The organism is Roseibium sediminicola (assembly GCF_023156505.1).
Classification (GTDB): Bacteria; Pseudomonadota; Alphaproteobacteria; order Rhizobiales; family Stappiaceae; genus Roseibium; species Roseibium sediminicola.
Window position 1 is genome coordinate 63,929 of sequence record NZ_JALNMJ010000001.1, and the last position, 24,517, is coordinate 88,445.

The following is a 24,517-nucleotide window of genomic DNA, read 5'->3' on the forward strand; positions in this document are numbered from 1 at the left end:
ACGCCCTGGTTTTTGCCGTCAGACAGGGGGGGGCTCCGGCGCCGCGCCGGCAAGTTTCCGGCGGATGTACGCGCGTTCGACCTCCGTCCCCGCGAGCGCGAGAGCTAGACGGTAAGCGTCCTGCGCGTCCTCGAACCGGCCGATTTCCGCCAGAAAGGATGCCCGGACGGTGTGATATCCCGGATAACGCTCCAGCGGCGCCGCCAACGGCTCCAGGCGCATCAGGGCCGCTTCCGGTCCTTCCAGCTTTGCCTGGACCACAGCCCGGTTAAGGGCGACGACCGGAGACGGCCGGACATGCTCCAGGGCCCGGTAAAGCCGGTCGATTTCGGCCCAGTCGGTATCGTCATAGCTGGCGGCGCGTGTATGGGTTGCGGCAATGGCCGCTTCGATCTGAAGCGGCCCGGGGCGCGTGCGCAGCAAGGCGGTCTGGAGCAGAATATTGCCTTCCGCGATCAGCCTGCGATCCCACAGTGTCCGGTCCTGGTGCTCAAGCGTGACGAGTTGCCCGTCACCGTCCAGTCGCGCTTGCCGCCGCGAATGCTGGATCAGGCAGAGCGCCAGAAGCCCGCGCAATTCCGGTTCTTCCGGGAAGAGGCGCACCAGCAGGCGCGCCAGCCGGACGGCTTCCTCGCACAGGGTCTCGCGGATCAACTCGGACCCTTGCGAGGCGGAATATCCTTCGTTGAAGACGAGGTAGATGGCATTGGCGACGGCCGACAGCCGCTGCGCCCGCCCGGTCGCGTCCGGTACCTCATAGTCCAGCCGTGCCGCCTGAAGCTTCTTCTTCGCCCGGGTGATGCGCTGTTCCATGGTTTTCGGCTGCACCAGAAAGGCCCGGGCAACTTCCTCGACCGACAGGCCGGCAACCACCTTCAGCGACAGGGCGATCTGCTGGTCCTTGCGCAGGACGGGATGACAGCAGGTGAAAAGAAGCCGCAGGATGTCGTCGCGGTAGACGGCATGATCGATGTCTTCGCTCAGGCCGTCTTCGGGATGGGACCCGTCGAATGTGGGCTCCAGGTCTTCCGGCGCGGTCAGGGTTTCGCGCCGCCGCTTGCGCAAGGTGTCGATGCCGGCATTGCGCCCGGCCACGATCAGCCAGGCGACCGTATCGGCTGGCAGCTGGTCCGGCGACCAGGATCTCAACGCCTTGAGAGAGGCTTCCTGGAAGGCGTCCTCGGCAAGGTCGATGTCGCCGAAGACGCGATTCAGGGCCGCCAGGGCGCGCGGGCGAGCGGCCCTAAGATGCGTTGATAACCAGGCGCTCGGCATTCTTGAAGTCGGCTCCTTCGAAGAATTCCACCGGCCGGATTTCGATGCGGCCATGATCGAGCGGCAGGATCTTCACCGCCTCGATCGCTTCTTCCAGTGTGGCGCAGTCGAGCAGGTAGAAACCCATGAACTGTTCCTTGGTCTCAGCGAAAGGGCCGTCGGTGACGACAAAGTCGTCGCTGTCACGGCTGATGGTGACGGATGTGCCCGTGGACATCAGCTTGGTCGCCGCCGCGAAATTCCGGTTGGCCTTGGTGTGTTCGTGGAAGGCGCCGTGCTTCTTGAGCAGCGCCGCGTGTTCTTCCGGCGAAAGCGCGTCGATGAAATCTTCGCTGGCATATATCAAAACGGAAAAAAGCATCATCATCCTCCGGTTCCATGGGATCGTTGCCCAAGGAACGTGCGGCGGGGAGCTTAGCCGACAGGCGCGGCGAAGAAAATTGAATTCACTGTGAAAACTGCCGATACGGCGGATGGCGCGCTCAGGAGGCGTTGCCGATCAGGACCCCGGCGGCGAAGACGAGAGATCCGCCGAGAACCACCTGGAAGGCGGCGCGCAGGAACGGGGTTTCCATGAACCGGTTCTGGATCCAGGCAATCGCCCACAATTCGACGAAGACGATCACGGCGGCCACCGTCGTCGCCGTCCAGAAATGCGGGATCAGATAGGGCAGCGCATGGCCGAGGCCGCCAAGCGCCGTCATGATGCCGGAGGCAAAACCGCGTTTGACCGGCGAGCCGCGCCCGGACAGGACGCCGTCGTCATGGGCGGCTTCCGTGAAGCCCATGGAAATGCCCGCGCCGACCGAAGCCGACAGGCCGACCAGAAAGGTCTGCCAGGTATCCTGGGTGGCAAAGGCGGCCGCGAAGATCGGCGCGAGGGTGGACACCGACCCGTCCATCAGCCCGGCAAGTCCGGGCTGCACATAGGTCAGAATGAACTGGCGGCGCTCGGTCTGCCGCTCCTCGTCCTGGACATCTTCCGGCGTGTGCTTGAGACCGAGGCGCTGCGCCAGGCCTTCATGTCCCTTTTCGGCCAGCGCCAGATCGCCGAGCAACTTGCGGGTGCTGGCGTCCGAAGTGCGTTTGGCGGCCTCGATATAAAAGCGGTAGGCCTGCGCTTCCATGTCCTCGGCCATGGTCCGGACCTTGTCCAGCCCGAGCGGGCGCACGAGCCAGTCCGGCTTGCGCTCGTAATAGCCGCGGACATGTTCGCGGCGGATCAGCGGAATGGTGTCGCCGAAGCGGGCTCGGTGCCGGTCGATCAGCTGCTGCCGGTGCTGGTTCTCCTCTTCCGCCATATCGTCGAAGACTTTGGCGGATTGCGGAAACTGGTCTCGCAGGCCGTCGGCATAGGCCTTGTAGATGCGGGCGTCGTCTTCTTCGGAAGAAATCGCGAGCGCCAGGATCTCCTGTTCGGTGAGCGACGAAAAGTCCCGTTTTCCCAGCCCGAAAACCCGTCTGAACATCCTGCCTCGCAAGAAACCGATCAAATCGCAGCCGTTCCGGCTCCGGATGGAAGCCGGGCGAGCAGCGACTTTGATTTACGCCCTTGGAGGGGGCATCTGGCAAGAGGCGTTTGCCGACAAAGGGGAGGCCGGACCGGCTACATCTTGACGCATTCCGCCAGGCTGGAGCCGGTCCGCTGTCTGTTTCAGCCCAACCAGCCGTCCCGTTTCAGGACGCGGTGGGTGTCGTTGAGCGTCTTTTCAGCCGTTGCCACCATGTGGTCCGCTTCCTCGTGCGAGAGCACAAGCGGCGGCGAGATGATCATGCTGTCGCGCACCGCGCGCATGACCATGCCGTGCTCAAAGGAAATGTCGCGGCAGAGCAGACCCGGCACGCCGACTTCCTTGAAGGCCTTGCGCGGATTGGCCTTGTCCGGGACCAGTTCCAGCGCTCCGACGAGACCGGTCATGCGCGCTTCGCCCACAAGTTCGTGCTCACCGAGTTTCAGCCAGCGTTCCTTAAGGTAGGGGCCGATGTCGTTCTTGACGCGGTCGACCAGGCCTTCGCGCTCGATGATCTCCAGATTGGCAAGCGCGGCCGCGGCGCAGGCCGGATGGCCGGAATAGGTATAGCCGTGATTGAAGTCCTCGCCCGCCAGCATCAGGCCTTCGGCAACCCGGTCGGAAACCAGCACGCCGCCCATCGGCAGATAGCCGGAGGTCAGGCCTTTTGCGATCGGCATCAGATCCGGCTCCATGCCGTAATAGTCGGCACCGAACCATTCACCGAGCCGGCCGAAGCCGCAGATGACTTCGTCGGAAACGAACAGGATGTCGCGTTCCTTCAGGATACGGCGGATTTCCGGCCAGTAGGTTTCCGGCGGGATGATCACGCCACCGGCGCCCTGGATCGGCTCGGCAATGAAGGCAGCAACCTTGTCTTCACCGAGCTGGTCGATGGCTTCTTCCAGCTTCCGGGCCATGGCGATGCCGAAATCGTCCGGGCTCATGTCCTGGCCTTCGCCGAACCAGTAGGGCTGGTCGATGTGGTGCACGCCCGGGACCGGCAGGTCGCCCTGCTTGTGCATGGCCTTCATGCCGCCAAGGCTGGTGCCGGCAAGCGTCGAGCCGTGATAGCCGTTCCAGCGGCCGATGATCACCTTCTTGTCCGGCTTGCCGAGCTTGTCCCAATAGGTGCGCACCATGCGGAACACGGTGTCGTTGGCTTCGGACCCGGACGAGCAGTAGAACACCCGGTTCATGTGTGCCGGAGCCAGCTTGGCCAGCTTTTCCGACAGGGCGATCGCGGGCGGATGGGTCGTCTTGAAGAACGTGTTGTAATAGGACAGCTCGTTCATCTGCTTGTAGACGGCGTCGGCGATTTCCCTGCGGCCATGGCCCACCTGGACACACCAGAGGCCGGCCATGCCGTCGAGAATCCTGTTGCCGTCGGAATCGGTCAGCCAGACGCCGTCGGCGCTGGTGATCACCCGGCTGCCCTCGTCATTGAGGCTCTTCATGTCCGAGAACGGATGCCAGTGATGGGCGGCGTCCAGCTCTTGCAGCGCCTTGGTTGGATAGATGTTGGAATGGGCCGTCATGGCAAATGCTCCAGGGAAAGTACGCTCGACAGATCAGACATTGAGCAGGAGATATTCCCGCTCCCAAGGGCTGATCACGGACATGAAGGTTTCGAATTCCTCGTATTTGATCGCGCGGTAGGTGGCGACGAACCGTTCGCCGAACACCTCGACCATCTCGTCGGACCGCTCGAACTTGCCGAGTGCCTCGGGCAGGCCGCGCGGCAGGGATCTGGCGCGCTCCGAACAATCGTCCGCCTTGGGCCCGTCGGGCTTCAGGCCCCGGACCATGCCGAGATAGCCGCAGGCCAGGCTGGAGGCGATGGCAAGATAGGGGTTGGCGTCGGAACCCGGAATGCGGTTTTCCAGACGCCGGGCCTGGGCGTTGGAATAAGGCACGCGCAGGCCGACGGTGCGGTTGTCATAGCCCCAATAGACATTCACCGGCGAGGTCGATGCCTTGGAAAAGCGCCGGTAGGAATTCACAAACGGCGCCATGACCGCGGTGACATGGGGCAGGAACCTCTGGTGACCGGCGATGAAGGCCAGGAATTCGGGCGTTTCCTCGCCATTCTCGCCTGAGAAGATGTTCTTGCCCGTGTCCTTGTCGACCACCGACTGGTGGATATGCATGGCCGAGCCCGGCTGGTTCGACATCGGCTTGGACATGAAGGTGGCATACATCTCATGCCGGAGCGCGGCCTCGCGGATGGTGCGCTTGAACATGAACACCTGGTCGGCGAGCACCAGCGGGTTGCCGTGGCGCAGGTTGATTTCCATCTGCGCCGCGCCTTCCTCGTGGATCATGGTGTCGATCTCGAGGCCCTGCTGTTCCGACAGGTCGTAGATGTCGTCGATCAGATCGTCGAACTCGTTGAGCGCAGAAATCGAATAGGACTGCCGGCCGACCTCGGGACGGCCGGAGCGGCCCCGCGGCGGCTCCAGCGGGTAATCCGGGTCCGTGTTCGGGCGCACCAGATAAAACTCGATTTCCGGTGCGACGACAGGTTGCCAACCCTTGTCCTCGTAGAGTTTCAGGATCCGCTTCAGCACGTTGCGCGGGGCGGTTTCGAGCGGCTCTCCATCGCGTGTATAGGCATCATGAATGAGCTGCGCTGTCGGATCGCTTTCCCATGGAACCGTGGTCAGTGTGCTGTAATCGGGCCTGAAATAAAGATCGCCGTCGATCGGGTTGTGCTGGAACCGGTCGTCGTCTTCCGGGTAGTCGCCCGAGATTGTCTGGGCGAAAATAGACGCGGGCATCGTCATGACGGGGCCGGAAAAGAACTTGCCGGTCGGCATCATCTTGCCGCGCGCAACTCCGGCAATATCCGGAACGATACATTCGATGTCCTGGATGTTGCGGGCGTTGAGCCAGTCCTTCGCGACCTCCTCACTCGGCACACCGCGCAGGCTGTCGACCGGGTTTGTGCTGTCACTTGCAGGCGTTTCGGAAGTCACGAGGGGCTCCAATGGGTTGGCAGGACGCCCGGCGTCAAGCCGTAAGGCGGGCATCTTGCGAGACGGGTTGATCATTTGTGATCACAAAATGACACGGCTTGCGGATTGGATCAACAGCCTCATGCGTCGGCGAGGATTTCCTTCCCCAAAAGCCCCATGCCGTCGGTGATGTCGGCGGCGATGGCCTTGCGCAGGGCGGGGATGTCGGACTGCTCGATCGCCCGTATGGCTTCCTTGTGCTGGTCGACCAGGCTTGCGGTGCCGACACGGCCGTAAACGGTGCGCATGAAGGGGGCGAATTGCAGCCACAGACTGTCGATCAAGGGCAGCAGAACCTGGGACCCCGATGCCCGGTAAATGCGGAAATGAAAGGCATGATTGAGGCGCATATAAGCTTCCGCGTCGCCATCGGTCAGACGGGCGTCGATTTCGTCATCAATCGCCCTGAGATCCGCCGTGTCGGCCGGTTTGAGGTGCGGCAGTGCCAGCGCGGCGAGTTCCGGTTCCAGCAAAAGCCTTGCTTTCATCACTTCGTCGAACCGGGCCGGGGTCATGTCCGGAATCTGGACCCGGCCGTTCGGTTTCACCTCCAGCGCGTTTTCCGCGGCCAGCCGTTGCAGCACCTCGCGCACGGGCATCGGGCTGACGCCGAGTTCGGCCGCAAGTCCCCTTATGGTCACGGCTTTTCCCGGAATGAATCGGCCGGTCAAAAGTCCGGAGCGCACGGCGCTGTCGACCTGTCCCCGTGTCGCGCCACGCGATGGGGCGGACGCGGCGGCCTTGGCCGGGCCGGAATCCAGTGCTGAGCGCCGAAGAGGCAAGGAGGTCCTCCTTCTGCGTCGGGAGATCGATTTTCGTTATCCCGCTTGACAGTGTTTCCCGAAAGTGATCACATTTTTGGAAAGGACGCAAACGAAAGCTGATGCTCCAAATGTAATAGCGATTGGAGCAGGACGGCAGACGCAGGGGCGAGACCAAAACCAAAATGAACGAACTACCCCATCAGATCCTGGAACATCCTGCCGAATCCGGTTGGGAAGGGGATTTCGACGCCTTCATGGCCGCCCATCCCGATCTCGACACGCTGGAAGTGATCCTGCCCGACACCAATGGTGTGTTGCGCGGCAAATGGCTGCCGGGCAAGGCGCTGCCGAAAGTGTTCGAGGGCGGCGTCGCCTTTCCCTATTCGCTGTACGGGCTGGATGTCTGGGGGCGTGAGGTCGAGGCGACCGGCATGCATCTGGAAACCGGCGACAAGGATGGCGTCTGCTGGCCTATCCCGGAAAGTCTGAAGCTGGTGCCATGGGCCGACCGCAAGACCGCCCAGGTGCTCCTGTCCATGTACGACCGCGACGGCACGCCGTTCCTGGCCGATCCGCGTCATGTGCTGGAAAACATGGTAGCGCGTCTGAAGGACGAGTTCGGCGTCACCGCCACCTGCGCCTTCGAGCTTGAATTCTATCTGTTCGAGGAGAGCGACGGCGATTGGACCGAGCAACCCAAGCCGCTGTTTTCCACCCATCTGGGGCCGGCGCGCCAGAACATGTACGCACTGTCCGATCTGGAGGCGCTTCTGCACGTGGTCGACGATCTGCGCCGCGCCTGTGAGGCCCAGGGCATTCCGGCGGATGCCGCGGTCTCTGAAGCGGCGCCCGGCCAGTTCGAACTGAACCTGCACCACCGCAACAACCCGCTTCTGGCTGCAGACGACGTCGTGCTGCTGCGCCGCCTCGTGGCGGGCGTCGCCCGCAAGCACAAACTGAAGGCCTCATTCATGGCCAAGCCCTTTGTGGAATGGCCCGGCAACGGCATGCACGTGCATGTCTCCATGGAAGACGAAAACGGCAATCTTTTCGCGGATCCGGAGAAGGGCCCCGAGCGGCTCGGTCATGCCATAAACGGTCTCCTGAAGACCATGCCGGAAGCGCTGCTTCTGTTCATCTCGACCTTTAACGGCTTCCGCCGCATGCAGCCTGGATCTTATGCACCGGCCTCGATCTGCTGGGGCTATGACAACCGGTCCGTGGCGCTCCGCGTGCCGGCCTCCAGCCCGGAGGCGGCACGGGTGGAACACCGCATCGCCGGTGCCGACGCCAATCCCTATCTGGTGCTGACGGGCGTGCTCGCCGGCATGATGGAAGGTCTGAAACTGAAGAAGGACCCACCGGCACCGGTGACGGGCAATGCCTATGAAAAACGCAAGAAGCGGCTGACGCCCTGGATGGACGAGGCGATCGACGCCTTCGAGGCCTCGAAACTGATGAAACAGGCCGTCGGCAAGGAAATGCACAAGGTGCTGACGGAGATCAAACGGGAGGAACTGAACGAATTTGGGCGCGAGATTTCGTCCCTGGAACGCCAGACCTATTTGTGATCTGGAGCCGCCCAAAATCGATGCTGGACAAAATCCGGCACCATGGCCAATCTGCGGGACAGACAAGACGTAAACAGCGCGAATGTCCGTTAGCAATCAGGGACTAGGCCTGAAAAAGGCTTGCCAAACAAACTCTGAGGGGAGTTCTCAAATGACGTTGAAATCCATGTTGACCGGTGTTGCCGTTCTCAGTCTGATGAGCGGCGCGGCGCTTGCCCAGGACCGGGTCGTGAATGTCTATAACTGGTCCGATTACATCGACGAATCCATCCTGGAAGACTTCACCAAGGAAACGGGAATCAAGGTCGTCTATGACGTCTTTGACAGCAACGAAGTGCTGGAGACCAAACTTCTGGCCGGTGGCACCGGCTATGATGTCGTCGTGCCGACAGGTACCTTCCTCGCCCGCCAGATCCAGGCTGGCGTGTTCGCGCCGCTGGACAAGTCCAAGCTTTCGAACCTCTCCAATATGTGGAAGGACATCGAGGCACGGGTCGAGAAATACGATCCGGGCAATGCCCATTCGATCAACTACATGTGGGGCACCACCGGCATCGGCTACAATGTCGAGAAGGTCAAGGCGGCACTCGGTGAGGACGCGCCGGTGAACAGCTGGGACCTGATCTTCAAGCCGGAAAACATCGAGAAACTCAAGGAGTGCGGTGTTCACATGCTTGACGCACCGGCCGAGATGATCCCGGCGGCGCTGAAATATTCAGGCTTCGATCCGGACAGCAAGGACCCGGCGGAAATCGAAAAGGCCGGAGAACTGCTCAAGTCGATCCGCCCGAGCATCCAGAAGTTCCATTCTTCCGAGTACATCAACGCGCTTGCCAACGGCGACATCTGCGTGGCCATCGGCTGGTCCGGCGACGTGCTGCAGGCCCGTGACCGTGCCGCGGAAGCCGACAATGGCGTGACCGTGGAATATTCCATTCCGAAGGAAGGCGCCCAGATGTGGTTCGACCAGATGGCGATCCCGGCCGACGCGCCGCACATGGAAGAAGCGCATGAATTCCTCAACTACATCATGCGTCCGGACGTTGCCGCCAAGGCCTCTAACTTTGTCTACTACGCCAACGGCAACAAGGCGTCTCAGGAAAAGCTGAACGAGGATGTGATCGGCGACACGGCGATCTATCCGGATGAGGAAACGGTCAGCAACCTCTACACGACCACCCCGTATCCGCCGAAGGTCCAGCGCGTTGTGACGCGTACCTGGACCGGCGTGAAGAGCGGTCAGTAAGCCTGAAGGCGCCGGAGTCCCAAGCGGGCTCCGGCGCTTCTTCTTGGGATCAAATCTCTTAGGGGTGGGGGATTGTTTTGGCGAAAAAATCGATCGGTCCGGTACGCAAGGAATTCATGCCCTGGGAGGATCCCGACCAGGCGCCTTTCATTGAGTTCCGCAATGTCACCAAGAAATTCGGTGACTTCACCGCGGTCAAGAATCTCTCCCTGAAAATCTACAAGCGCGAGTTCTTCGCGCTGCTCGGCGGGTCCGGGTGCGGCAAGACCACCTTGATGCGCATGCTGGCCGGCTTCGAGACGCCGACCTCCGGCCAGATTTTCCTGGACGGCCAGGACCTTGCCGGCATTCCGCCGTTCAAGCGGCCTTCCAACATGATGTTCCAGTCCTATGCGTTGTTTCCGCATATGAGTGTGGAGAAGAACATCGCCTTCGGCCTGAAACAGGACAAGATGGCCGCAGCCGACATCGAGGCCCGGGTCGCTGAAATGCTGCGTCTGACCAAATTGGAGCAATTCGCCAAGCGCAAGCCGCATCAGCTTTCCGGCGGCCAGCGCCAGCGCGTTGCGCTCGCCCGCTCGCTCGCCAAACAGCCCAAGGTTCTGCTGCTGGATGAGCCGCTCGGCGCGCTTGATCGAAAGCTGCGCGAGGAAACCCAGTTCGAGCTGATGGCGATTCAGGAAGATCTGAAAGTCACGTTCCTCATCGTGACCCACGACCAGGAAGAGGCGATGACGGTCGCCGACCGCATCGCGGTCATGGACAAGGGTGAACTTGTCCAGGTGGCGACCCCGGCCGAGATCTACGAGAGCCCGAATTCGAAATTCGTCGCCGACTTCATCGGTGATGTGAACCTCATCGAGGCCAAGGTGACGGAAAAGTCCGATGCCGGGACGCGGTTGACAGCGGCTCACGACGGCTTCCTCATCGACAGCGACCAGGTGACCGAGGCCGCCGTGGGAGACACTGTCTGGTTTGCCATCCGGCCGGAAAAGATCAGGGTCACGCACGGACAAAGCGGTCCGGATGCGGTGAACCGGATCGGCGGATCTGTCTGGGACATCGCCTATCTTGGCGGCGTCTCGATCATTCATTCGAAAACCGCCGCGGAAAACGTCTTCCGGGCGACCTTCGCCAACATCTCTCGGATCGTCGAGGATCCGATCACGTGGGATGACCAGGTGGTCTTTACCTTCGACCGGTCCGCCGGCGTCATTCTGGCAGGCTGAGGAGGGGGCAATGGACGAGGAGCATATTCCGGCGCCTGCAAGACGAACGCTCGGCGGCTGGCTGCTGATCGGGGTTCCCTATCTGTGGCTGCTGATCTTTTTCCTGGCGCCGTTCCTGATCGTCTTCAAGATCTCCCTGTCGCAGGTGGCGATCGCCATCCCGCCCTACACGCCGACCTTCGATCTCGGCGAGGGCTGGCAGGCCATCTGGGATGGCGTTACAGAGTTTTCGGTCGAGAATTATCTCTGGCTGACCGAGGACGCTCTTTACTGGAAGTCTTATCTGTCTTCGGTGATCATTGCCGGGATCTCCACGCTGCTGACGCTGCTGATCGGTTATCCGATTGCCTATGGCATGGCCCGCAGCCCGCAATCGCTGCGCCCGACCCTGTTGATGCTGGTGATCCTGCCCTTCTGGACCAGCTTCCTGATCCGCGTCTATGCCTGGATCGGTATCCTGAAGAACGAAGGCCTTCTCAACCAGCTGCTGCTCTCGCTCGGTCTCATCAGCGAGCCGCTGACGATCCTGAACACCAATATCGCCGTCTATATCGGCATCGTCTATTCCTACCTGCCGTTCCTGGTGCTGCCGCTTTATGCCAGCCTGGAACGGCTTGACGGCAGCCTTCTGGAAGCGGCTGAAGACCTCGGCTGTCCGCCCTGGAAGGCCTTCTGGAAGATCACTGTGCCGCTGTCGCTGCCCGGTGTCATCGCGGGCTGTTTCCTGGTCTTCATTCCGGCGGTGGGTGAGTTTGTCATTCCGGACCTGCTCGGCGGTTCGGACACGTTGATGATCGGCAAGACGCTTTGGAGCGAGTTCTTCAACAACAGGGACTGGCCTGTGTCGTCGGCGGTGGCGGTGATCCTGCTCCTGATCCTGGTGATCCCGATCGTGCTCTTCCAGAACCAGCAGCAGAAGATGTCGGAGAACAACTGATGACGCGCGGCCCGACCTGGTTCAACATCACCTCGCTGGTAGCGGGATTTGCGTTTCTCTACCTGCCGATCGTGCTGCTGGTGATTTATTCCTTCAACGAAAGCCGGCTGGTCACCGTCTGGGGCGGTTTTTCCACCAAATGGTACGCCTCGCTGCTCCAGAACGACCAGCTCGTGGACGCGGCCTGGGTCACGCTTCGAGTGGCGTTCACCTCCGCGACCCTGGCGACGGTCATCGGCACGATGGCGGCACTGGTCCTGGTGCGCTCGGGAAGGTTCGCCGGACGGTCGCTCTTCTCAGGTATGATCTTCGCGCCACTGGTGATGCCGGAAGTGATCCTCGGTCTGTCGCTGCTCTTGCTGTTCGTTGCCATGGACACCGCCAGAGGTTTCTGGACGGTGATGCTGGCGCATACCACCTTTGCCAGCTGCTATGTCGCAGTGGTCGTGCAATCCCGTCTCGTCGGCTTCGACAAGTCCATCGAGGAGGCCGCGGAGGATCTCGGCTGCCCGCCGGCCCGGACCTTCTTCCTGATCACGTTGCCGATCATCCTGCCAGGTGTCATCGCCGGCTGGATGCTGGCCTTCACCCTGTCTCTCGACGATCTGGTGATCGCCAGCTTCACCACAGGTCCAGGCGCGACCACGCTGCCGATGAAAATCTATTCGCAGGTGCGTCTCGGGGTGACGCCTGAAATCAACGCTGTTTGCACCATTCTGGTCGCGTTCGTAACCGTTGGCGTGATCGCCGCCTCGATAGTGACCAAACGCCAGCAAGCGCAGCGGGAGCGGGATGAACGGGCTGCCTTTGGGGCGGAGGGCTGATCTCAAAAACGGCTGGTCGGGGAGGCCTCGTGTGTTTTCCTCCAAGTTGCGCGGCCAGTCTTAAAACCGGTGCCGGGTACCGATTTTTTTAACTAGACTATGCCTTTATTAGAACGGGTCCGATGCACGCTTGGCGTGCCGCCCTCGAAATTCTTATGAGGTTTTTTCAAGATGTCTTGGCTTGGACCCGGGCAACAATTGACATTGCAAAGCGATCCTGCATTTCCCTTGACCTGTCATTGGATGGAGACGCTGGCGTTGCCGGACTTGCGTCGCCTCTGGGCGGCTCTGCCGGGCGGCGCGATTTCGACGCCGTTTCAGACACCGGAATTTTTGCATGCCTTTCGGAAGACCCAATGTGAACCGGGTCAAAGCGACATGGCGGTCGTCAGCTTTTGCGACCCGGCCAGGCCGGACACACCCTTGATGATCTTGCCCCTGGCCAGATACAGGCGTGGCCCGATTCGGGTTGCGGAGGTTCCCGATTTCGGTGTGTCCGATCAGAACGCCCCCGTCGTCAGTCCCGAAGTGCTTGCAAGGCCAGGCATGCTTGAAAAAGCGCTCCAGTCGGTTTTTGCTGCTCTTCAGGAAGTCGACCTCGTCGATATCCGCAAGCTGCACAAACATGTCGGCAATGCCGCCAATCCCCTGTTCGCCATTGAGGCAGGGCAGCCGGAAAGCAGCACGCTGTGTCTGGATCTTCAGGGCAATTCCGGTTCCGCGGGTTGGGGCCGGAAATCCATCTACAAGAAGACCAGATCGAAATACCGCAGACTGGCAGAGGCAGGTGTGACGCTGGTTGTGGCCAGGTCGCCGGCAGACCGGCTCGCTGTCTTCGAGAGCCTCGCCGCGCAACGCGCGGAGCGTTTTGAACAGCTTGGGCGCGAGGACAGTCTTAAACGCAAAGACCGCACGGCCTTCTACAAGTGCCTTGCCGCCCAGGAAACGGAGGACAGCCCTCTCACGGCCTTGTCGCTGAAACGGGGGAACGAAACGGTAGCGGCCATGATGTTGCTTGCCTTCGGGGCAGAGGCGACGGCCGTTCTGGTGTCGATCGGTGATCCGAAATGGCACGGCTATTCGCCGGGCATGGTTCTGTTTGCAAAAGCGATCGAATGGGCGGCGGCCAACGGCTGCCGGCGGTTCAGCTTTGGCACCGGCCAGCAGGAATACAAACAACGATTTGGCGGCGAGGAGGAACGGACCCGGCGATTGCTGCTGCCCCTGAACGGACGTGGGCACCTGTTCGTCCGGGCTCGGGACGCACATCGAACCGCACGGGAATTGCTGCAGATCGCGGTGGGCCGAAATGGGTGACGGACCGATGGAAACGTCGGTTTTGCCAGAATGTGGGGCCGGACTGAACGCCACCAGGTGTGGCGGAACAGATGTCCTCTGGCATGAACGCCCAGATTTTGCTCAATTGACCGCCCTATGGGATATGCTCCCGGGCGGAGCGGTGTCTTCACCTTTTCAGACCCCTGAATTTCTGGACTGCTTTTTCCGGGGCTTGGCACCCGGTACTTGTGAAACCTTCGGGGTCCTTGCCGCCCATCGGCCCGGTGCCGCGGAACCGTGCGTTCTGTTGCCTTTGATCCATTATAGCAAGGGCTCGGTTCGGTTCGCTTCTTGCCCGGATCTTGGAGTGTCCGACCAGAATGCGCCGGTTCTGAGCCGGTCGCAGGCAGGTGATGGTGAGGCGATGGTTCTGGCAATGTGTTCCGACATGATGTGGGGCATCAAGGGGGCCGATGTTGTCGACGTCAAGAAGGTTCACGGGACGATCGGCACAACGCCCAATCCTCTGTTCCACCTGCCCGAAGCTATGGATGAGAGCGCAACGCTCTTTTTCGACGCGGATGCTCTGGCGGCTGTGGGACAAGGATCGAAAAAAAAAGGCGTCTACAAAAAGGCGGGGGCGAGCTTTCGCAAGCTTGAGAAGGAAGGTGTCCGACTGGTTGAGGTCACCAGCCCGGCAGCGCGTTTGGACATTCTTGATGCCATGATGGCAATGCGTGAAGAGCGGTTCAGGACACTTGGACGGGCGAATTCCCTAAAGCAGGACAACCGCGAAGGTTTCTACCGGTCTCTGGCGGGGCATTCTGGTTCGGGCAATCCAATTCGAATTCTGGCACTCAAGACGGACGAGGAGCTCGTCGCGGCGGTCGTGATGCTGGCGAAAGACAGATTTGTAAACGGCATCCTGACTTCGATCGGATCCGAGCGCTGGCAACGATTCTCGCCTGGAATGGTGATGCTCGTTCAGTCGGTTTACTGGGCGCGGGACAATGGCATCCGGATTTACAACTTCGGCACGGGGCTGCAGGCCTACAAAAGCAGGTTCGGGGCGGTGGAGCAGCCGACACGGCGTTTGCTTGTGCCGCTCACGATCAAGGGCCGGGCTGCTGTCATGGCATTCAACGCCAAAAGGCGCATAAGCGACATCTTGCGCAATCTGGGAGAAAAGAGCGCTCCGTAGGTTTGACAGGCAACCGCTCCCGGTCAGCCCGCGCGCGGCGGCCGGAACAGGTAGATGACCAGCCAGACCGGCACCACGATGAAGGCACCCAGGATCATGTTGGGGATGGCCCAGTCCCTGAATTCCAGCATGTAGATCCAGAGCTGCAGCGGCGACAGGCCGACCGATCCCAAAATGTCTTCCGCCGAAATATTGACGAAGGACAGGCCCGCGCCGACAAACAGGGAAAACACTGCGATCTTGAAGAGAGTCGACAGGAACGGAGACACGGCGCGCTGTTTCTTTCGGGTTACGGACCAAATTGAACGTCCTGTCGGTTTCGTGAAACCTTAAGTGACGCATCGCCAATTCTTCGTCTTAAGAATTTACAAACCATAAACAACTTGTCAGAAATCCGGGATGGCTTGACCGGAGCCGGCACAGGATTGGCGGAATATTGCCGATAAATCGATTAAGTGACGGGCCGGTCATGTTTTTCGCTGCATTGCGGCAAAGAGAACTTGACCCCGCTGGGCCGAGCGGCGAATGTGCGCCTCACGCATCTTGCGGTCTTAACTGGGAGTGAAACATGAACAAAATTTATCCGGACGCAAAGGCCGCCCTGGACGGGTTGACCTTTGACGGCATGACGGTGATGGCCGGCGGGTTCGGCCTGTGCGGCATCCCGGAAAATCTGATCGTGGCGCTCCGGGATTCCGGAGCCAAGGACATCACCGCCATTTCCAACAATGCCGGTGTCGATGACTTTGGTCTCGGCCTTCTGCTGCAGACCCGTCAGATCAAGAAAATGGTGTCGTCCTATGTGGGCGAGAACGCCACGTTCGAAAAGCAGTATCTGAACGGTGAACTGGAGCTGGAATTCAACCCGCAGGGCACCTTGGCCGAGCGCATCCGCGCCGGCGGCGCCGGCATTCCCGGCTTCTACACCAAGACCGGTGTGGGCACGCTGATTGCCGAAGGCAAGGAACACAAGGACTTCAACGGCGAGACCTACATCATGGAAACCGGCCTCGTGGCCGATGTGTCCCTGGTCAAGGCCTGGAAAGCCGACAAGGAAGGCAACCTGATCTACCGCAAGACCGCTCGGAACTTCAATCCGATGATGGCAACCGCCGGCAAGGTCTGTGTGGTTGAGGTGGAGGAAATTGTCGAGATCGGCGAGCTCGATCCGGACAACATCCACACCGCCGGGATCTTTGTCGACCGGATCATTCTCGGCGACCACGAAAAACGCATCGAAAAGCGCACCACGCGCGCAGCCTGAGGGAGAAAACATCATGGCCTGGACTCGTGATGACATGGCACAGCGCGCAGCGCAGGAACTCGAAGACGGTTTCTATGTCAATCTCGGCATCGGTATTCCGACGCTGGTTTCCAACTACATTCCCGACGGCGTGCATGTGACCCTGCAGTCGGAAAACGGCATGCTCGGCATGGGCCCGTTCCCGACCGAGGACGAAGTCGACGCCGACCTGATCAATGCCGGCAAGCAGACCATCACCGAATTGCCGCAGACGAGCTATTTTTCTTCCGCTGACAGCTTCGGCATGATCCGCGGCGGTCACATCGACCTGTCGATCCTCGGCGCGATGGAAGTGTCCGAAAACGGCGATCTCGCCAACTGGATGATCCCGGGCAAGATGGTCAAGGGCATGGGCGGCGCCATGGACCTGGTGGCGGGCGTCAAGCGCGTCGTGGTGATCATGGATCACACGTCCAAGGCGGGCGATCCGAAGCTTCTGAAAGAATGCTCGCTGCCTTTGACCGGCGTGCAATGCGTTGATCGCATCATCACCAATTTCGGTGTCTTCGATGTCGCCGAGGGCGGCCTGAAAGTGGTCGAACTGGCACCGGACGTCACGCTGGACGAGGTCAAGGAAAAGACGCAGGCGACGATCCTGTCCTGAACCTGATGCCGGAAACGGATTTGAAGAGGGCGCCTGCACCGAAAGCAGGCGCCCTTTCTTTTTGGCAGGCCAGGGTCGAGGGAGAAATGTCCCGAAACGATACCCTTTGTAGTTCTGACAGGGGTGATCCCCCTTTTGTTAACGTTTGAGACCGCGCCAAAGTCTCAAAATCGGACCGGAATAATCGGGTTCGCGTTCAAAACCAACCGCAGTCCTTTCACCGGCAAAGCTTCGGCATAAAGTTTACGAATTTCAGTGTGTTAGCGGCCGCAGGGTCAACAAGCCTTCAAGACTTGTCGTGTAGTGTCACTCAGTATTCTCAAGGAGTCTGTTGTGCCTGGATCGCCGAAGGCCGTCGCCAAACTGATCAATGTCCTGTCGACCTGGCTTCCCAGCCTGCGCTCGCGCTTTGTGCTGTTGGTCGCAGGCCTGTTCCTGGTGCTCTCCGTGGTCATGATCATGGTGGCCAGCTATCTCGACCTGCGCGACGAGGAACATCGGGTGGTCTCCGATGCCCAGGCGATCGGCGCGACCGTCAGCCGGCTTGCCGTGCCGCATCTGACCAACCACCACTATCTGATCCTGGAGCAGGAGCTGGAGAGCATTGCCTCGAGCGGCGTTGTCGAGCTGGCCAGGTGCACGATCCGGCCCGGGCGGTCACCATCGACAGCGATCCGGCCACCAGCTATTTCGACGACATGGAGATGCATCCGCTCGTCGCAGCGGCGCTCGAAACCGGCGAGGACCAGCTGCGCCAGACGCGCGAACGCGTGGAGATTGCGCTGCCTGTACGCGACATGGCCTCCGATACGGTACTGGGCGTTGCCCTTGTCTCGGTGACGCGGGTCCCGGTCAACGGCATGCTGCTTTCCATCTGGGGCCGCAACATCGTCATCACCCTTGTGCTGCTGGTTTTCTGCGTGCCGGTGACGGTCCATTTCGCAGAGAATTTCGTGCGCCCGATCAAGGCGCTGACCCAGACCGCCCACACAGTCAGTGCCGGCAACTTCGACGCCCCCTTTCCGGTGGGGCGCAAGGATGAAATTGGCGTTCTGGCACGGGCCTATCGCGACATGGTCGGCACGATCCGCAACAACATGGCCCGCATTCACGAATTGGCCTATGTGGATCCGGTGACGCGTCTGCCCAACCGGGAAGGGTTCCGGCAGCATTTCAACACGCACACCCACGCAAGCGACGGCACGCCCAACAGGCTGTCGGTTCTGTTCATCGACCTGGACCGCTTCAAGCGAGTCAATGACAGCTATGGCCACGACCACGGCGATGCGCTCTTGAAGGAAATCGCGGCACGGTTGCAACGCTTGCTCGATACGTCCGTCCTACCTGGATCTCCCGCAGACAGCGGGACGGCAAGTTGTCGCGCGGTTAGGCCCCTGGTTGCCCGGCTCGGCGGCGATGAATTCGCGGTGGTCATGCCCGCCGACAAGCCTATGAACAACGTCTTCACGCTGGCCGACCAGCTTGTGCAGTGTGTCGAACAGCCGCTGGAAATCAACGGCCTGACCATGGCGGTTGGCGCCAGCATCGGTGTGTCGACCTATCCGGACGATGGCAACGATTATACGGAGATCCTGAAAAACGCGGACATTGCCATGTATGCCGCCAAGCGGACCGGCGGCAACCGCGCCTGTTTCTACAACGAGATCGAACGCGACTCCCGCTCCCATGAACGGATCCGGCTTGAAGCCGAACTGAAACGGGCGATGCTGCGCGACGAGTTCACCATCCATTTCCAGCCCAAGATCGACTGCCGTGTCATGAAGGTGGTCGGGGCGGAAGTTCTGGTGCGCTGGGATCATCCGGAGCGTGGCCTGCTGTCGCCGGGCAGCTTCATTGATGTCGCGGAAGAAAGCGACCTGATTACCCGATTGGGCGATCGTGTGCTGGAACTCGCCTGCCGCCAGGGCCGGGCCTGGCTCGACACGGGCCTCAGTATGCCGCTCGCGGTCAACGTCTCCATCCGCCAGCTCGAAAAACCGGGCTTTACCAAACGGGTGCTGGACATTCTCGATATGACCGGTTTTCCGGCCGGTCTGTTGCAGCTCGAGGTGACGGAAACCGTCGCCATGGCCGGGCCGGAGCGGGTGTCAGAGGCCGCAAGGCCTTTGCTGGAGGCCGGGATCACCTTCGCGATCGACGATTTCGGAACCGGTTATTCCAGCCTGGCGCTGCTGCAGCGCCTGCCGTTCGAGACCTTCAAGATCGATCGCAGTTTCATCAGCGGTGTTGCCAGCGATCAACACAGCCGTTCGATTGTCCAGACGATTCTGGCCATGGCAAAGAGCCTTGACTACAAGGTGGTTGCCGAGGGTGTGGAAACGCTCGAGCAGCAGGCCTTTCTGATGGAAAACGGTTGCGCGATCGCGCAGGGCTTCCTGTTCGCCAGGCCGATGCCGGCGGACCATTTCGATGCCTGGGCAAAGGCATTCCGGGATCGTTCGGGAGCCAGCCGGCAGGCTGGCGCGTCCGCCAGAAAACGGGTCAGCGCCGCAAGCGCGGCTTGACCCTATTCTGCGGCGGCGCTTTCCTGGCGTTCCGACACCGGCCGGATTGGCGGAAAGTCCTGATCGGTCAACGTTTCCTTCGACAACAGCAGCTCGGCACCCTTGTCGAGCTCCTCGCGGTGGGCTTCCAGAAGCTCCTTGGCCCGGGAAAACGCGACCTCGACCCGGGTCTTGATCGCCAGATCGATCTCCCGCTGGGTCTCGTCGGAAACCTCGACCATGTCGCCGGCCGGCTGGCCGAGAAAGTTCTGCCTTTGAGCGGAATAGACCCTGTTGCCGAGATTGGCCTCCATGCCGTAGCGCATGACGATGTCGCGGGCGACTTCGGTCACCTTCTGCAAATCGTCCGACGCTCCGGTCGAGATCTCGCCGAAGACGACTTGTTCAGCGGCACGGCCGCCCATCAAGACGGCCATTCTGTTTTCCAGGTCCCGGGCCGACAGCAAAAACCGGTCTTCCGTCGGACGCTGCATCGTGTAGCCGAGCGCGCCGACACCGCGCGGAATAATGGAAATCTTGTGCACCGGGTCGCATCCCTCCAGGTTGGCTGCGACGAGCGCATGGCCCATCTCGTGGAAGGCAACGGTATTGCGCTCTTTGTCGGAGAGGATCCGGCTACGCTTTTCGAGGCCGGCAATCACCCGCTCCACGGCTTCGTTGAAGTCTTTCAACGTGACGGCATCTGCCTTGCGGCGGGTTGCCAGCAGGGCCGCCTCATTGACCAGGGTCGCCAGGTCGGCGCCGGAAAAGCCTGCGGTCAATTGGGCGATCTGGTCGAGGTCGGTGCCCGCGGCAAGCTTGATCTTCTTCACATGGACATCGAGGATCGCCCGCCGGCCCGGCTTGTCGGGCCGGTCGACCAGCACCTGACGGTCGAAGCGTCCGGCACGGAGCAGGGCCGGGTCGAGGATCTCAGGCCGGTTGGTGGCGGCGAGCAGGATGATGCCGCTGGACGGGTCGAACCCGTCGAGCTCGGTCAGTAGCTGATTGAGCGTCTGTTCCTTCTCGTCATTGGTGCCCATCGCGCCACTGGAGCGCGCCCGGCCAAGCGCGTCGAGCTCATCGATGAAGATGATGGCGGGAGCCGCCTTGCGGGCCTGTTCGAAGAGATCGCGCACACGCGCGGCGCCGACGCCGACAAACATCTCGACAAACTCAGAGCCGGAAATGGAGAAGAACGGCACGCCGGCCTCTCCGGCAACGGCCCGGGCCAAAAGCGTCTTGCCTGTGCCCGGAGGGCCGACCAGGAGAATGCCCTTGGGTACATGGGCGCCGAGACGGCCATAGGCGGTCGGGTCCTGAAGGAAGTCGACCACTTCCTTCAGTTCCAGTTTGGCTTCATCCACGCCGGCGACATCGCCGAAGCGGACATTGACGTCCTTCTCGACAAACACCTTCGCCTTCGATTTACCGACGGTCATCATGCCGCCGATTCCCTGTTTTTCCGCGAATTTGCGGATGAAGAACATCCACAGGCCGAACAGCAGCAGAACCGGCAGTACCCAGGAGAGGATGTCGCGAATGAGGGTGCTCTGGATAACGCCGGTGTATTTGACATCGTATTTGCTGAGCTCGTCCGCGAGCGGCACTTCGACCCGGGTTGTGACGAAATACTGTTTTCCGTCTTTCAGGGGCTCCTTGAACTTGCCCTCGATCACGTTCTCCTTGATCGCGATCTCGTCGATCTTCTTGTCTTTCAGATACTGCTCGAACTGGCTGTAGGGGATCTGCTCGACGGTCTTGTAGGTGGTCCACCAGCTCTGGAACATCAGCACCATCATCATGGCGATGAAGGCGTACCAAAGATTGATCTGGTGTTTCTTTTCCATGAAGTCCGTCCTGGCAATGAAGAGAGAAGGCCGTCATTGGGGCGATTTGGACCCGTGCTGTCAAGCTGCGACGAAAGCGCCGGCCGGTGCGCTGCGTGTCAGACCGCGGGGCCCGCCTGGCGCTTTGACAATCTCGTGCGGAACGAGGAGGCGCTGGTGCGGGCGAGGTAAATCACCGGGATCAGGCCGACCAGGACGATGGCGAGCGACGGCAGCGCCGCTTCCTCGAAGGCTTCCCGGGATGCGGCCTCGAATACGGTTGTCGCCAGGGTCTCGAAATTGAACGGCCGCAGCAGGATGGTGGCCGGCAGTTCCTTCATGCAGTCGACAAAGGAGAGCAGGGCCGCGCTGAGGAGAACGGGTTTCAGGATCGGCAAATGGATCTGGGTCAGCGTCTGGCCGGAATTGCGGCCAAGCGTGCGCGCCGCCATGTCCAGATGCGGGCTGATCCGGCCGAAACCGCCTTCCACCTGGCCGTAGGACACCGCCAGGAAGCGGACCACATAGGCATAAACAAGGCCGGTGCCGCTGCCGAGCAGCAGGAGACCGGTGTCGATGCCGAACCAGGCTTCCATACGGGCGTCGAGGAAATTGTCGAAGGTGGCGAGCGGGATCAGGATACCGATCGCCAGGACGGTGCCGGGAATGGCATAGCCGATCGAGGCCAGCCGGACCGCGCCCTTGAGCGGGCCCTTGGCATTGAGCCGCAGCGCATAGGCCAGCGACACCGAAATCAGCACCGTCAGCAGCGCGGCGATGGCGGCGAGGCTGAAACTGTTCCAGATGGTGGTCAGGAAGCCGTCGGAGAGCGCATCCTCAAGCCGGCGGCTGGCCCGGTCCGCCAGCAAAAGACCCGGCACGACAAAGCCGACAAGGATCGGCGCGAGACACAGGATCAAAGCAAGCCCTGCCTGGAATGGCGGCAGATCGAAGCGCGTTGGCGGGCGGTGCTTGGCGCTGCCGCTGTCAAAGCGCTGCTTACGCCGCCCAAACCGTTCCAACCACAACAGCAGGAACACCATCAGGAGCATGGCCAGCGCCAGCTGTGCGGCACCACCAAGGCTCGACCGGTTCAGCCAGGTGTCATAGACGGAGAAGGTCAGCGTCTTGACGCCGAAAAACGTGACGGCGCCGATATCGTTGAGACATTCCATCAGCGCGAGGGAGATGCCGATGGCAATCGCCGGGCGGGCCAGCGGCAGCGCGACGCGGAAGAACAGGCCATAGGGTGAGGCACCGAGCGTGCGCGAGACGTCCAGCGTCGAGGCCGACTGGATCAGGAAGCTCGCCCGGGTGGTCAGGTAGACATAAGGATAGAGCACCGCGCCCATGACGAAGATGGCGCCGCCAAGCGAGCGGATCTCCGGAAACCAGTAGTCCCGCGAGGTCCTGAAACCGAAGAGGTCGCGGATGAGGCTTTGCACCGGACCTGTGTAGTCGAGCACCTCGACATAGGCGAAGGCGACGATATAGGTCGGCACGGCAAGGGGCACGAGCAACGCCCAGTCCAGCAGGCGCCGGCCGGGAAAATTGCACATGGTGACCAGCCAGGCGGTGGCGACCCCGGTGATCCCGGTCGTCAGGCCGACACCGAGCATCAGCAGCAACGTGGTCTGCACGGCGCCCGGCAATACGGTTGCCAGCATGTGCTCCCAGACGTCGGAGGCCGGTGTCAGCGCAATCCAAAGGATCGCCCCGAGCGGCAGCAGCACCAGCGCGGCAATACCGATGGCCGCAACCTGCCAGAAACGGTCAACAATGGATTGGGTGGGCGTGCGCAGCAAGGGCGGACTTTTCTTTGAGAACGGTTCGCAGGAAGCTCTACCGGCAAATGCCGGGAAATGCAAAGCGAGCCTGAGGGGAGGTCGGATTTCAAAGAGGCGGGGCGTGCCTCTGGTTCAAACTCACTACGATAATTCTCGCAAGACCCCCACCCCTAGCCCCCCCCACAAGGGGGAGGGGGATCAAATGCGGCCGCGCGTCTTCAGAACTCCAAAACGCTCAATAGCGGATGAGCTGCAAACCTATCGGCTGGCGCGGCAGGTTCCCCTCCCCCTTGTGGGGAGGGGCTAGGGGCGGGGGTATATGGCGAAGCCATAAGGAGGATCAGTGCCCATTCGACGGTGCAGATCGGATCACGCATGAAAAAGCGCCGCAAAAGGCGGCGCTTTCAGTGTCCTTCGGAACTCTCGCTCAACGGCCATTTGTCAGGACGCCGGGCCGTCGTCGAAACCGACCTTGTCGACCAGTTCGCTGGCGGTCTTGCGGTTCTTGGCGATCTCGTCGAGCGGCAGGGTATCCGGGGTCAGCTCACCCCAGCTTTTGACGCGCTCGGAGACTTCGACGCCCGGGGTCACCGGATACTCAAAATTGGTGTCCGCATAGATCTTCTGAGCCTCTGGAGACGACAGGAATTCGATCAGTTTGACCGCATTGTCCTTGTGCGGCGCATGCTTGGTCAGGACGACGCCGGCCAGGTTGACATGGCTGCCCCGGTCTTCCGCATTCGGGAACAGGATACGCACGCTGTCGGCCCATTCCTTCTGTTCCGGTTCTTTGTCGTTGGTCTGCATCTTGCCCATGTAATAGGTGTTGCCGAGCGAGATGTCGCATTCCCCGGCATAGATGGCCTTGACCTGGGCCCGGTCGTTGCCGGCCGGCTTGCGGGCGAGGTTGTCGCGCACACCGGCGAGCCATTCCTCGGTCTCTTCAGCGCCGTGGTGAGCAACCATCGAGGCGATCAGGCCGATTGTGTAGACGTGCTGGCCGGAGCGGGTGCACAGGCGGCCCTTCCATTTCGGGTCGCCCAGTTCCTCATAGGTGATGCTGTCCTGGTCGACGCGGTCCTTGGACGCATAGATGACGCGGGCACGGTTGGTCAGGCCGATCCAGTGGCCTTCCGGATCGCGGTACTGCGCCGGGATGTTTCCGTTGACGACGTCGGAAGTCACCGGTTGGGTGATGCCGAGCTGCTTGGCGCCGTCCAGGCGGCCGATATCGACGGTCAGGAGAATGTCAGCCGGCGAGTTTTCGCCCTCGGCCGCGATCCGTTCGCCGAGACCCTTGGAGGCGAAGACGACATTCGTCTTGATGCCGGTCTCCGCCGTGAAGGCATTCAGAAGCGGCTCGATCAGGAAGGGCTGGCGGTAGGAATAGATGTTCACTTCGCCATCGGCAAAAGCGGGGGCGGCGAAGGACGCCGATGTCACTGCAAGGGCACCTGCGAAGGCGCGGAGCGTGGCACGCATGAAATTCTCCCAGTCGTCTGGTTGTTGTTGCCCGGGCGAAGTGCCTCGGAGCTTGACCGGGAATATGTCGTTGCAGCGGCTTGAAGTCAATAAATCAAATGAAATCAATAGTTTAGAATGATTCAAAACTAACTGGAGGCTGATACTCCACTATT

Annotated in this window: 21 protein-coding genes; 11 read left to right on the top strand and 10 right to left on the bottom strand. The window is 61.1% G+C overall.

Features of this window, described 5'->3' with window-relative positions; genetic code table 11:
• Window positions 1–18: 18 nt before the first annotated feature.
• The 6 genes from M0H32_RS00290 to M0H32_RS00315 all read right to left on the bottom strand — a co-directional run bounded on the left by M0H32_RS00290 (window position 19) and on the right by M0H32_RS00315 (window position 6,585).
• Window positions 19–1,275 (bottom strand): RNA polymerase sigma factor, encoded by a 1,257-nt coding sequence (locus tag M0H32_RS00290; protein WP_248149280.1) that lies wholly within the window; start codon window positions 1,273–1,275, stop codon window positions 19–21.
• Window positions 1,244–1,636, bottom strand: coding sequence for a YciI family protein (locus M0H32_RS00295; RefSeq protein WP_248149283.1), 393 nt, complete (start codon window positions 1,634–1,636; stop codon window positions 1,244–1,246). The genes M0H32_RS00290 and M0H32_RS00295 overlap by 32 nt, the downstream gene beginning before the upstream one ends.
• 121 nt (window positions 1,637–1,757) lie before the next feature.
• The gene (mbfA, locus tag M0H32_RS00300) at window positions 1,758–2,744 is read right to left on the bottom strand and encodes an iron exporter MbfA (protein WP_248149286.1); all 987 of its coding nucleotides are present in this window, start codon (window positions 2,742–2,744) and stop codon (window positions 1,758–1,760) included.
• Window positions 2,745–2,929: 185 nt separating this feature from the next.
• Window positions 2,930–4,324 carry an aspartate aminotransferase family protein gene (locus tag M0H32_RS00305; RefSeq protein ID WP_248149290.1) on the bottom strand — a complete coding sequence of 465 codons (1,395 nt, stop codon included), beginning with the start codon at window positions 4,322–4,324 and terminating at the stop codon, window positions 2,930–2,932.
• Window positions 4,325–4,357: 33 nt separating this feature from the next.
• Window positions 4,358–5,764, bottom strand: coding sequence for a glutamine synthetase family protein (locus tag M0H32_RS00310; RefSeq protein ID WP_248149293.1), 1,407 nt, complete (start codon window positions 5,762–5,764; stop codon window positions 4,358–4,360).
• A 119-nt stretch (window positions 5,765–5,883) separates the two neighbouring features.
• The gene (locus tag M0H32_RS00315) at window positions 5,884–6,585 is read right to left on the bottom strand and encodes a GntR family transcriptional regulator (protein ID WP_248149296.1); all 702 of its coding nucleotides are present in this window, start codon (window positions 6,583–6,585) and stop codon (window positions 5,884–5,886) included.
• 164 nt (window positions 6,586–6,749) lie between these two features.
• Here M0H32_RS00315 and M0H32_RS00320 point away from each other — a divergent pair, with 164 nt between their 5' ends.
• The 7 genes from M0H32_RS00320 (at window position 6,750) to M0H32_RS00350 (ending at window position 14,853) form a co-directional block, all read left to right on the top strand.
• Complete coding sequence (locus M0H32_RS00320) at window positions 6,750–8,138, top strand: glutamine synthetase family protein (protein WP_248149299.1); 1,389 nt, start codon at window positions 6,750–6,752, stop codon at window positions 8,136–8,138.
• 151 nt (window positions 8,139–8,289) lie between these two features.
• Window positions 8,290–9,384: a polyamine ABC transporter substrate-binding protein gene (locus M0H32_RS00325; protein ID WP_248149301.1), complete on the top strand. Its 1,095-nt coding sequence runs from the start codon at window positions 8,290–8,292 to the stop codon at window positions 9,382–9,384.
• Between the two features lie 116 nt (window positions 9,385–9,500).
• Entirely contained in the window at window positions 9,501–10,613 is a 1,113-nt protein-coding gene (locus M0H32_RS00330) for an ABC transporter ATP-binding protein (RefSeq protein WP_248150510.1), read from the top strand.
• A gap of 10 nt (window positions 10,614–10,623) precedes the next feature.
• Entirely contained in the window at window positions 10,624–11,550 is a 927-nt protein-coding gene (locus M0H32_RS00335) for an ABC transporter permease subunit (RefSeq protein WP_248149303.1), read from the top strand.
• Complete coding sequence (locus M0H32_RS00340) at window positions 11,550–12,374, top strand: ABC transporter permease (RefSeq protein WP_248149305.1); 825 nt, start codon at window positions 11,550–11,552, stop codon at window positions 12,372–12,374. The genes M0H32_RS00335 and M0H32_RS00340 overlap by 1 nt, the downstream gene beginning before the upstream one ends.
• A 426-nt stretch (window positions 12,375–12,800) precedes the next feature.
• Window positions 12,801–13,691 carry a GNAT family N-acetyltransferase gene (locus tag M0H32_RS00345; RefSeq protein WP_248149307.1) on the top strand — a complete coding sequence of 297 codons (891 nt, stop codon included), beginning with the start codon at window positions 12,801–12,803 and terminating at the stop codon, window positions 13,689–13,691.
• The gene (locus M0H32_RS00350) at window positions 13,684–14,853 is read left to right on the top strand and encodes a GNAT family N-acetyltransferase (RefSeq protein ID WP_248149309.1); all 1,170 of its coding nucleotides are present in this window, start codon (window positions 13,684–13,686) and stop codon (window positions 14,851–14,853) included. Before M0H32_RS00345 ends, M0H32_RS00350 begins: the two co-directional genes overlap by 8 nt.
• 23 nt (window positions 14,854–14,876) lie before the next feature.
• Here M0H32_RS00350 and M0H32_RS00355 read toward each other — a convergent pair whose 3' ends face one another.
• Window positions 14,877–15,122, bottom strand: coding sequence for a DUF6460 domain-containing protein (locus tag M0H32_RS00355; protein ID WP_248149312.1), 246 nt, complete (start codon window positions 15,120–15,122; stop codon window positions 14,877–14,879).
• Window positions 15,123–15,421: 299 nt separating this feature from the next.
• Between M0H32_RS00355 and M0H32_RS00360 the strand changes: the two genes are divergently transcribed.
• The 4 genes from M0H32_RS00360 to M0H32_RS00375 all read left to right on the top strand — a co-directional run bounded on the left by M0H32_RS00360 (window position 15,422) and on the right by M0H32_RS00375 (window position 19,285).
• Window positions 15,422–16,117, top strand: coding sequence for a CoA transferase subunit A (locus M0H32_RS00360; RefSeq protein ID WP_248149314.1), 696 nt, complete (start codon window positions 15,422–15,424; stop codon window positions 16,115–16,117).
• A 13-nt stretch (window positions 16,118–16,130) separates the two neighbouring features.
• Window positions 16,131–16,760, top strand: a complete 630-nt coding sequence (locus M0H32_RS00365; RefSeq protein ID WP_248149317.1) for a CoA transferase subunit B — start codon at window positions 16,131–16,133, stop codon at window positions 16,758–16,760.
• Window positions 16,761–17,093: 333 nt separating this feature from the next.
• Window positions 17,094–17,600, top strand: a complete 507-nt coding sequence (locus M0H32_RS00370) for a hypothetical protein (protein WP_248149321.1) — start codon at window positions 17,094–17,096, stop codon at window positions 17,598–17,600.
• A gap of 20 nt (window positions 17,601–17,620) precedes the next feature.
• Window positions 17,621–19,285, top strand: a complete 1,665-nt coding sequence (locus M0H32_RS00375; RefSeq protein WP_248150513.1) for a putative bifunctional diguanylate cyclase/phosphodiesterase — start codon at window positions 17,621–17,623, stop codon at window positions 19,283–19,285.
• Window positions 19,286–19,287: 2 nt separating this feature from the next.
• On the opposite strand, the gene ftsH is transcribed toward M0H32_RS00375, so the two are convergent.
• The 3 genes from ftsH to M0H32_RS00390 all read right to left on the bottom strand — a co-directional run bounded on the left by ftsH (window position 19,288) and on the right by M0H32_RS00390 (window position 24,362).
• A complete protein-coding gene (gene ftsH / locus M0H32_RS00380) occupies window positions 19,288–21,114 on the bottom strand; it encodes an ATP-dependent zinc metalloprotease FtsH (protein WP_248149324.1) in 1,827 nt (608 codons plus the stop codon).
• Window positions 21,115–21,212: 98 nt separating this feature from the next.
• Window positions 21,213–22,898, bottom strand: coding sequence for an ABC transporter permease (locus tag M0H32_RS00385; RefSeq protein ID WP_248149326.1), 1,686 nt, complete (start codon window positions 22,896–22,898; stop codon window positions 21,213–21,215).
• 423 nt (window positions 22,899–23,321) lie between these two features.
• Complete coding sequence (locus tag M0H32_RS00390) at window positions 23,322–24,362, bottom strand: Fe(3+) ABC transporter substrate-binding protein (RefSeq protein WP_248149329.1); 1,041 nt, start codon at window positions 24,360–24,362, stop codon at window positions 23,322–23,324.
• Window positions 24,363–24,517: the final 155 nt, after the last annotated feature.

Bases quoted from the DNA above. Each gene is read 5' to 3' on its own strand.
- M0H32_RS00290 (WP_248149280.1), bottom strand. From the start codon at position 1,275: ATGCCGAGCGCCTGGTTATCAACGCATCTTAGGGCCGCTCGCCCGCGC.
- M0H32_RS00295 (WP_248149283.1), bottom strand. From the start codon at position 1,636: ATGCTTTTTTCCGTTTTGATATATGCCAGCGAAGATTTCATCGACGCG.
- mbfA (WP_248149286.1), bottom strand. From the start codon at position 2,744: ATGTTCAGACGGGTTTTCGGGCTGGGAAAACGGGACTTTTCGTCGCTC.
- M0H32_RS00305 (WP_248149290.1), bottom strand. From the start codon at position 4,324: ATGACGGCCCATTCCAACATCTATCCAACCAAGGCGCTGCAAGAGCTG.
- M0H32_RS00320 (WP_248149299.1), top strand. From the start codon at position 6,750: ATGAACGAACTACCCCATCAGATCCTGGAACATCCTGCCGAATCCGGT.
- M0H32_RS00325 (WP_248149301.1), top strand. From the start codon at position 8,290: ATGACGTTGAAATCCATGTTGACCGGTGTTGCCGTTCTCAGTCTGATG.
- M0H32_RS00330 (WP_248150510.1), top strand. From the start codon at position 9,501: ATGCCCTGGGAGGATCCCGACCAGGCGCCTTTCATTGAGTTCCGCAAT.
- M0H32_RS00335 (WP_248149303.1), top strand. From the start codon at position 10,624: ATGGACGAGGAGCATATTCCGGCGCCTGCAAGACGAACGCTCGGCGGC.
- M0H32_RS00340 (WP_248149305.1), top strand. From the start codon at position 11,550: ATGACGCGCGGCCCGACCTGGTTCAACATCACCTCGCTGGTAGCGGGA.
- M0H32_RS00345 (WP_248149307.1), top strand. From the start codon at position 12,801: ATGATCTTGCCCCTGGCCAGATACAGGCGTGGCCCGATTCGGGTTGCG.
- M0H32_RS00350 (WP_248149309.1), top strand. From the start codon at position 13,684: ATGGGTGACGGACCGATGGAAACGTCGGTTTTGCCAGAATGTGGGGCC.
- M0H32_RS00360 (WP_248149314.1), top strand. From the start codon at position 15,422: ATGAACAAAATTTATCCGGACGCAAAGGCCGCCCTGGACGGGTTGACC.
- M0H32_RS00365 (WP_248149317.1), top strand. From the start codon at position 16,131: ATGGCCTGGACTCGTGATGACATGGCACAGCGCGCAGCGCAGGAACTC.
- M0H32_RS00375 (WP_248150513.1), top strand. From the start codon at position 17,621: ATGCTGCTTTCCATCTGGGGCCGCAACATCGTCATCACCCTTGTGCTG.
- ftsH (WP_248149324.1), bottom strand. From the start codon at position 21,114: ATGGAAAAGAAACACCAGATCAATCTTTGGTACGCCTTCATCGCCATG.
- M0H32_RS00390 (WP_248149329.1), bottom strand. From the start codon at position 24,362: ATGCGTGCCACGCTCCGCGCCTTCGCAGGTGCCCTTGCAGTGACATCG.